1 pseudogene is annotated in these 237 nt (G+C 60.3%); it reads left to right on the top strand.

Annotated features, from left to right (window positions below):
* Nucleotides 1-237: pseudogene (locus DWZ40_RS20230) on the top strand (hypothetical protein); the annotation flags it as partial.

The following is a 237-nucleotide window of genomic DNA, read 5'->3' as shown; positions in this document are numbered from 1 at the left end:
GGAGCTGGCGCGGTTGCTTGATTATATCCCGGACAGCAACGGGGAACAGCAGCGGCTTGAGGGGCTTATGAGAAAGAGCCGCCTGTCGCTGGCCGAGGCGAAAGAGAAGTACCCGGATTGGTATGAGCGGAGGATCGTCAAGAAGGAGCGGCGGGGCCGCTGGACGGTCAAGCGTGACCTTTACGACTGGTGGCTACACCGGATCGCCGATGAAATCCGGGTGGGCCATCGTTTCTA

It is taken from the genome of Clostridium sp. AF32-12BH, from assembly GCF_003477935.1.
GTDB lineage: Bacteria > Bacillota > Clostridia > Lachnospirales > Lachnospiraceae > Brotaphodocola.
The sequence above is the reverse complement of the archived record's forward strand: the minus strand, read 5'-3'. Positions and strand labels throughout refer to the sequence as shown.